The organism is Acetobacter pomorum, from assembly GCF_002738225.1.
Classification (GTDB): Bacteria; Pseudomonadota; Alphaproteobacteria; order Acetobacterales; family Acetobacteraceae; genus Acetobacter; species Acetobacter pomorum.
Map to the genome: position 1 here is coordinate 1 of NZ_PEBQ01000028.1, position 605 is coordinate 605.

1 protein-coding gene is annotated in these 605 nt (G+C 53.1%); it reads left to right on the top strand.

From position 1 onward, the window contains the following. Positions 1-105: 105 nt before the first annotated feature. Positions 106-605, top strand: a 500-nt coding sequence (gene pilV, locus CSR02_RS02105) for a shufflon system plasmid conjugative transfer pilus tip adhesin PilV (protein WP_167384077.1), incomplete at its 3' end; no start/stop codon positions are given.

A 605-nucleotide genomic window follows, 5' to 3' on the forward strand; every position in this document is an offset into this window, starting at 1 on the left:
AGAGATGAACGAGGGTATACACCGCTTCAGGTGAGTGGTGCGATCCTCGTGATGGCTCTGATGACGCCTGTGTTGGCCGATATGGCTAATATCCAGGTGAGAAAGATGAAAGACGCATCTGCTGCTGACCAGATGCAAGAGGTTTATGTCGCAGCCCAGAACTGGGTCAAGGATAATGCCGCTAAACTTGAAACATTAGTCGGTGATGCTGGTGGCGTCTATCAGTTGCCGGCCGGTCGCCAGAGCGAGAATGAAACTGCTCCAGCGGAGAGCCTCCAGGGGCAAGGCTACATGCCTGATGGGTTTGTGGATACGAACTCGTATAACCAGCACTCGGTAATGACGATCTGGCCAGATGCCAATAATCCATCTGGCTACGACATGATGGTCTATACAGTTGGTGGCAACACGATCCGAGATGGAGATATCAGTCGGATTGGGCAAAAACTGTCAGCCGCCGGAGGTGGCTACTTCAATAATGAGACACCTAACAGGCCGTCTGGAGTTGTAAGCGGGGTAGATGGTGGCTGGTCCTATCCGGTAGATAATCTTGGCGGGGATTACGGCACGCCTCAGCCTGGACATATTGCCGCTTCGGGCCAGTT